Origin of the sequence: Photorhabdus sp. P32 (assembly GCF_038085095.1) — a bacterium.
Lineage (GTDB): Bacteria > Pseudomonadota > Gammaproteobacteria > Enterobacterales > Enterobacteriaceae > Photorhabdus > Photorhabdus luminescens.
The window spans coordinates 25,986-34,146 of record NZ_JAZGJN010000248.1; the positions used below are offsets into that span (position 1 = coordinate 25,986).

An 8,161-nucleotide genomic window follows, 5' to 3' on the forward strand; every position below is an offset into this window, starting at 1 on the left:
AACACTTTTAATGAAAAATTATATATAACAATGCTGGATAAATATGAGATTGGTATCCACATTAATATTGAAGCAGCTATTAATATAATTGAAATTAATACTTTGTGTGAGATTTTTATCTTTTCGTTAGAATAATTAATATCCTCTGGTTTATATCCGCTCATCAATATGTCAAATGCTCTGCTAATATTAACGGATATGCTTATTAACGTAGTAATTAGCATTATTGCCATAGCGTAATCTACATATCTAAATAATGGATTATTGAACTCAAATACGGACATGAAAATAATATATGCAATGAATATATTTGAACAAATAGTTTCCTTCCTAAATATTCTATTTATTTTAATTTGTGATTTATAGTAATTTTTATGTTTTAAAGTCTGCTTGCAAATTCTAAATATCATGATATTCCCAAGTCATTTGTTGATTTTTCAACATTATGGGGAAATATTAATATTGTCAATTGGAGTTATTGAAATATTCAATATATGTGACAATAAAAAGATCCCTCATTTGAAGGATCTTTTATAAAAGAACAAATTAATCAGATTTACGATTAATTATTTCGCCATTAGTTGTACTACTTTCAGTTTCATTACTATAAGTTTTCACCAAAGGTATTTTGCCGGATAATACACCTTCCTGAACTGCCTTAACAATTCCGCTTACAGAATCAGGTAATTCAACATTGCCGCCTTTACTATTGTCATAGCCGGTAACAGATTGTTGTTCCACATTTTGGGTATTAAGAATGACATTGCCTTTCTCGCTACCAATCTGCCCGCCGATCAGATGAGTATTTCCTTTTACATCTAAATTAACCCCTTGATTGCCGGAAATAACCGATTGTTCGCCGACATTTTCCCGATCTTTAATATCAACATTACTCTTAAGTTTACCTGTAACCCCATTAATACCTTTAATATTATTAAGACTATTAAATGCAGAAGTTAATCTTTCCTGCCATCCTTTCGGTTGTGGCTCTTCGGTTGGGTTTTTAGATGGATCATCTTTCAATACCTCATCTTTCGATACATCGTCTTTAGGCGAATCATCCTTAGTTGCCTCGTCTTTAGGGATATCGTCACTTTTTACTTTGGATTCTTTCGTGTAATTAATGCCAGCATCAACACCGACATTTAACCCATGTTCAGTATCTTTACGGCTTTCAACTCGGAGATCGCCGCCAATACTGCCTTTTACCTGATCAGCTTCTATACGTGCTCCGGCAACTGTCGTATCGCCGCCGCTGTTGATAACGACATTTTCACCTTTGATATGGCTATTACGTTGGGTTGTTGCTTGCAGGCGATCAATACCCGCTTTGACTTCCCCGCCAAAGTTATGTTTTGTGGTGGTGGTTGTACTTTCATCTTCCGCTTTCTTGATCGAGCTTGCATTCCCTCCATTGCCTTTCAGGTTAAATTCCCAACCATCGTTATTAATGCGATCCTGAACAGATACCAGTTCAACATTACCTTGTTTAGCATTCAGGTCGATTTGCTTACCGCTCACTTCTACGCCTTTCAGCGTCAAGTTATTGCCTGCACTTAGATTGACGCCTTGCTGACCGCTAATCTCACTAACCTGAGCTGTGGTGCTGTTTTTACTATCTGTGTTGTAACCGCCGCCAAGACCGATATGAACATTCTTGCCCTCTGGCGAGTTTCCCCCTTTAGCAGATGCTTCTCCGTTATAACCGGTTGCTGTTTTCGTTGTGCTATTGGCGGCATTATCAAAACGGATATCACCTTTAGCATCTATATTGGCTTTGCCAGCGCCGGTATTCAGAGATGTGCCTTGGTATTCAGCGTCCCTTTCGACGCGAATATTAATATCATCTGCTGCGGTAATCCGGCTGGTTATTGCTTCGGTTGTCGCGGTATGGCTGCTTTGTGTGCCGCCTTTGCCTTTACCATTACCGGAGATATCTTCACCGGTGGTGGTATAAACCCGTAAGTCAGCATTGCCGCGGGTTTCACTGTGGCTGCTTTCGTGGTGATTCTGCGCTGCTTTACTGTTATGGCTACCGGCAGTCAGTATGACGTTACCCTTATCAGCACGATATTTAGTACCCTGATCATACAGTTCGCCATTGGTTTTCATGACGATATTGCCGGCCTGAACAGAAGTCACAACTGCTTCGGACTTTTTGTTTGCGGTCTGGATATTACTGCCGTTGGCGGCAATATCTGCGCCGAAATTAGGTGTGCCTTTTTTGGTTAAAGTGCCATCCAGCGCAGACTTAGCGGGTTCTTTAACGACTTTCTCAATTGGGCGAGTAACCGCGCTATAATCGACATTGACGCCAATATCTGTGCCAACCTGTAGTTTGTGGTTAGTATTTGATGTCGTATTCGATACGGCCAGATTGCTGACCTTGCCTGCCTCAGCGGTATAAGTGCCATTGACTTCATGCTTAGTCCCTTCCTGAACCAATTCACCGTTGGTTTTAATGTTCAAATTACCTGCGATTCGAGAACCGGAAACAACGGCAGTCGTACTGGTATGATTGTTATTATTACCTTCATAATTACCATGAATACCAGAACCAAATTTATCAACTCCTCCGGTAAGATAACCCCCAACGTATGTTTTACTCTGAGATTTCTCTTCGGATTTTTTATTATCCGCCGCTAACAGATGAACATTCGCTCCGGTGAGTTTAGCATCACCTGTAGTCGTCACCAGATTGGAACCACGCAAGGTGACATCTTTATCAGCATCGATAGTGATGCTACCGCCACTCAACGAGGAAGCTTGCTGTGTTATCGTCTGATTTTTTTGACTGTTACTGGTATGTTCAATACCTATTCCGGCACGATACTGTTTATCCCCCTTTGGTTGGAAGTGGACTTGCGGCTCTAGATAGGTGCTTTGTTTATCAACCTGTTTCTGCTCGCCATAAGAGAGCACGTTGATATTACCGGATGTGTTCAGGCTAAGCGCGCCGGTACTTTGCACCTGACTGCCAATAATATTGATATCTTCATCACCGAGTAATTTGAGATCCGCTTCAGAAACCAACTCGCTGCCATGAGATTTCTGTTGATGGTTATTGGTTCTTTTTGAGCTGTTAGTAATGTTGAGTACGGTGCCTGTTCGCTCATCGATTTTTTGATTGATATGACTGACCGCATTATCGATGGTTACTTCACCACTATTAGCGTGCACGAAAGCACCTTGGGTCGCTTTTACTTTACTGCCGGTAATCGCTATACCCTCGTGACCTGATAGCAATAAACGCCCATTAGCCGTCAATTCGGATGCGTGGCTGGTTTCTTTCAACTCACTATTGTCTTTATTCTTGCCGCCGCCGATACCGCCCCAGTATCTTTTATCATCACGAACAGCACCGCTATTAGCTGTTTTCTGAACATCGATTTGCAGTTGTTTACCGGCTTCCAGTGTCAGATTTTGACCTGCATGGACTTTCGCCCCCAAAATCTCGGCTTGATTTCCCGCTTTAATATCAAGATTACGACCTGCTTGTAATTCACTGGCAATCAGGCGTTCGGTCTGTTTACTCTCTTCCCAACTTCCGGTCTGCAATTTAGCTGTTTGATTTTTTTTATAACCTTTTTCTGATGATGTTTCTATTTCAGTTAAACCGGCAATCTGCACATCTTTTTTCGCTGTAATAGCCAGCTTATCGTTGGCATTTATTTGGCTGCCACGGATTTTAACGTCACCTTCAACGGCATTTAAATTCACATTCTGCCGGGCGGTTATCGTATTCCCTGCCTGATGTAGTTTTTCACTTTCTCGAGTTACCTCATTGCGCCGGGAATAACTCCATTGGTTATCAATATTTTTAGTAGATTGCTTTAACTGCTGCCCATCTAAAGTCAGATTAGCGCCACTCAGATTAACATCATCACCCACGATATCCGTGGCTGTAATCCGGTTATTATTATTGGCGACCAATGAGATATTTTTGCCTGCTAGTTGAGTGCGGGCAAGTGACTGACTACTTTTACTGTCATTGGTATAAGAACCGCTGAAATAGCTTTGGTAATTATTGCTACCATCACGGTTATATGCTGATTCGCTGACTTTACCTTTTACTTCAATATTATTACCTGTGAGCGCAACATCTCCGCCTTGCAGGTGCGCTGCCTCTAAATTGAGATTGCCGTGGGAATTAACCATAATCTCATCACTGGCAGTGAGAGAACCTTGCAAATTAACTCCACTGCCTTTTGCCGTATTAAGTAGACGGATACGCCCGGCTTGCATACTACCGAGATAATAGCTATCGAGAACACCGGTTAACTGTTGTTGAGAATCAATGATTTCTCCTGTGGCTGAGGTTTTATTTTCACCACTGATCGCATTAATCTCTTTTTGAGCGGTGACTGGGCCCCGGTTGTCAATTTTGGGTGCGATAAGATCAAGGATTGCATTGGCGATTAGACCATCCGATTTAATTTTCAGGCTATTCTGATTATTAAACATATTAAAACCTTGCAAATCACCTTGTTCTACCAATGGATTACCCACAACCAGAGAAGCGCGGTTAGTATTGATAAAACCACATCCATTACAGGTGATGCCATTCGGGTTTGCCAGTACATAATCTGCTGCTATGCCAAACACCTCCTGTTGACCTAATAACAGGGAAGGGTTCCTGCTGATAACTTCATTCAGAATCAGACTAGCGGCTTGACCATTTAAATTAGGGTTAGCGGCGAGCTGACCTGCTAATTGTGATTGCCCCTCCTTTAACGCATTATTTAAGACGACGCCCATCTGACCGACGTTGTAATCCAGATATTGGTTATGCGACAACCCGGAAGAAGAGGGAGTCACGATATTCACAACCGTTGCTTTACCTTCGGCAGCGAAAATATCGGGATGGTGTGCTGGATCGCCGCCGCCAACGATTTCACTGGCGAAACTGGTAGAACAGGAAACAAGAATGATTGCCATAGAAGCGGTAAGCTTGCCGGTAGGGGATAACCTGAATTTTTTGTTTTTCATACATTAGTCTCTATATATTTAGTTATATTGCTGTGTGAACAGCGTTGGGTACTGCTTAAAACCATCAAAAGGTGTAAGAAAAACGGACTAGCGCCTGAATGGGTTCATCAGATGCTTGGCGATTGGAAAGTAACTTTCCGCGGCTGGTTTCTATATCGAATACCATGCGTTGGTATTTCAGCGTGGCGCCAGAACTGATTCCGGCGCTGCTTTGCCAGCCTTGTGGGCTGCGATATCCCTGAACCCGGCCGGTATCAATGCCGATACGCATCGATAATGTGCTGTTGACGAGGTGAAATGTCCGGGACAGCGTATTTTGCAGATACCAGCCGTTATCCCCGGATAGCGTATTTTTGCTAAATCCCCGGACTGCATTCCGATCAGTAATATTTAGCCATTCGACGCCGGGCAGACCGCGCCGGTTGTATTGCCCATAAAACAGGTTATTGAGCTGATAAGACGAGTTGAACAGCATAAAACGCTGATGCAGATTGACCATCAACTTGCCTTTGGTGAACTGTTTATCGAGATAAGAGGTTCCGGTTTGTGCTCCCAACCAAGGCAAACCCTGTTCAACACTCAGATTGAGCGTGATTAATCCGGTTGGAATGATATGTAAATGATTAACACCGAGTTCAAAGACACTCAATGTTTGGCTACTGACGCCAATCTTGGCCTCGTCGATGTAATTATTGTAATTCTTGTAAGTTAATTGCCCGCTGACACTATTAATCTGAGATTGATTACGATAGAAGGCAAAATCGGAACGCATGCCGATTTGCTGAGTATCGCCATAAATCTTTATGGTTCTCATTTGTAAATGGGGGCGGCTGGCATATTGGGAATAACTACCAAACCCACTGAATGTTGCTGCGCCATAGGGCACCGAATAAAGCAGAGTATAAGCACGGCTATACCGGTTGGATGGGCTATCCAACGTACTACTGGCATTCAGACTGATGAAATCGGATAAACCAAATGGACTGTCAAAACTGGCATTAGTGCGGACCAGCCATTTCCCGGTGCTCTTTTGCCCGTAATTATCAGTTTTGATATTCAATAACCAAGGCTTACTGCGCTGATTATGCAGTTTAATCACTGAACCGCCATTCACTGTTCCCGGTAAAATATCTAAGGTGGTTTTATTGGACTGTAGCCGGTTAGCCTGATCTAAACCTTGATCGAGTTGTGTGATATTGAGCGGTTGTTTTTCCAGACCGGGAAATAACATACTGCTATTTACCCAGCGATCACCGCCTTCGATTTTTTCAATAAACCCTTCGATAACATTTAGTCCTAACTCTCCATCGGTATTAGGGGCAATAAACTGAATACGGGCGGTGATATAGCCTTTACTGATATAAAGATGAGTCAGTTCGTGGCTGAGCCGATTGATATCATGACTGCTGATACACGTCGGGGACAAAGCGCTGAGCGTACTTAAATCCCGAACTGAGAGCAGGGAGATTCCTTTAAGGTAAACACCGGTTAACGGCAGACATTGTTTGGATTCCGGTAACTCTGGCGCAGGAGTTGGTTCAGGGACAGTATTAGCCTGCTGCTTTAATTGCTGATATCGGCGTTGTTCTATCAGTTGGTTAATTTCCCTGGAACTCTCTTGCAGAGTTCTTCTCGCCTCAGTCATTGGCAGGTTATCATTTATCTCTGCCGGAGAGGCGATTATCTGAAAGGAAATACAACCCAATATTAAAATAGATATTCTTTTTATCATTCATTCACCGATAAGGATGATATTTTATTCCATGAAACCTAAATATAGGGTGATAGCCTGATGGTAATGACATTCAGATTGGCTAAATTATTTGTTATTAAAGCACACTCCTGGTTATATCTTGCTCTGATTAACGAGTGACGTTTCTTTTATATCTCGATTTTCTATTAGAAATTTTAATTAGTTGGTTATTCGGATAATAATGAGTTAATAAGAGCAATGATTTTATTGCTTATTAATGAATTAACTTAAGTGGAATAAGTAACAGGTGAGTTTTTTTAAATAATAGTGTGGGTTGTACTAGGAAAATTTTTAAAGAAAGGAAAGCTTAATCTAAGCAAGTAATAATAAGCTAAATTTTAATTCACTGTTATTTAGCTTAATAGACGATAATGTCAGATGTAATAGTTCCTGTAAGTTATTTTAGTTAAAGAAATAAATAATAGAGAGAAAATCATCTGAATTGATGACAGAATAATTGTCGGAAGATTGTTGAATTTATGGAGAGGAATAGAGTTTACCAAGATGTTAGAAGATTTTATTGATAAGGAAATGGTATTATTATATAAGTAATTGTTTATTATAGATATTTAAGTAAAGTGAAAGTTAAAAATACTGGAAAACTATTTTAATAATTTTCCAGTAGAAAATGGCAATATGAAAATGATCAGTTATTAGTTACTTCAATATATGGATCATATCGATAATAACCCAGGAGCTTTTTGCCATCATAAGCAGCAAAGAACCATGTATATTGTTCTTCGCCTGGTCTATGAGCTGTTGCTTGGAAATAACTGTCTTGAGATTCAACGAAAATTACCTTAGGCGCATCTTCATCTGCATTAACGCCTGAAGGAACCATTGGAACTTTTTTGCCTATAGGGTTCTGTGACCATATTTGTGATGGGACAGAGATGACATCTTCTCCTTTACTCAGTTTTTTGAATTTATACAGTATAATTGTATAGTCGAAATTATTAGATACAGTTGTCGCCCTCCATCTAATATTTGCATTAATGGGAACAGTTACACGGGCACCAGATGAACTCGCCACTTTTAGCCCAAACTCTGGAGTATAATTAGCTATATATACATGCTGACGGATAATTGTTGGCTCTTTAGGGTCCAGAGAACTTTTAAGATTATTAGTGTGAAGATATTCAATTATTGACTCAATATCAATAACAAAGGTCACATCAGCTGTAACAGAGTTCCTGGCTGTAACAGTATCATCTTTACCCTGAATGATTTCACTCATTATAACACCTCTTTACATATTTAACTTATTTATTAGGAATCGAAAGGTTATTTTGCTTACTCATTATTATTCTAATAACTTTCTTTTTATATAATTAACTATTAAAGTTGAAACAGCTACTAGTATAAACCATAGTTTATATGAGTAAATTACTCATATATTTATCAGGTATTACTTCATAT

General features: G+C 40.3%; 3 protein-coding genes. All 3 read right to left on the minus strand.

The annotated features are described in order from the left end of the window. Positions 1-546: 546 nt before the first annotated feature. Complete coding sequence (locus tag V2H77_RS09165) at positions 547-4,989, minus strand: hemagglutinin repeat-containing protein (protein WP_341498552.1); 4,443 nt, start codon at positions 4,987-4,989, stop codon at positions 547-549. Between the two features lie 64 nt (positions 4,990-5,053). Further along, positions 5,054-6,721, minus strand: a complete 1,668-nt coding sequence (locus tag V2H77_RS09170) for a ShlB/FhaC/HecB family hemolysin secretion/activation protein (RefSeq protein ID WP_341498553.1) — start codon at positions 6,719-6,721, stop codon at positions 5,054-5,056. 667 nt (positions 6,722-7,388) lie between these two features. Continuing rightward, positions 7,389-7,979 (minus strand): inclusion body family protein, encoded by a 591-nt coding sequence (locus V2H77_RS09175; RefSeq protein ID WP_341498554.1) that lies wholly within the window; start codon positions 7,977-7,979, stop codon positions 7,389-7,391. Between the last annotated feature and the right edge of the window lie 182 nt (positions 7,980-8,161).

Excerpts from the sequence above, each read along its gene's own strand:
- V2H77_RS09165 (WP_341498552.1), bottom strand. The coding sequence starts at position 4,989 with ATGAAAAACAAAAAATTCAGGTTATCCCCTACCGGCAAGCTTACCGCT.
- V2H77_RS09170 (WP_341498553.1), bottom strand. The coding sequence starts at position 6,721 with ATGATAAAAAGAATATCTATTTTAATATTGGGTTGTATTTCCTTTCAG.
- V2H77_RS09175 (WP_341498554.1), bottom strand. The coding sequence starts at position 7,979 with ATGAGTGAAATCATTCAGGGTAAAGATGATACTGTTACAGCCAGGAAC.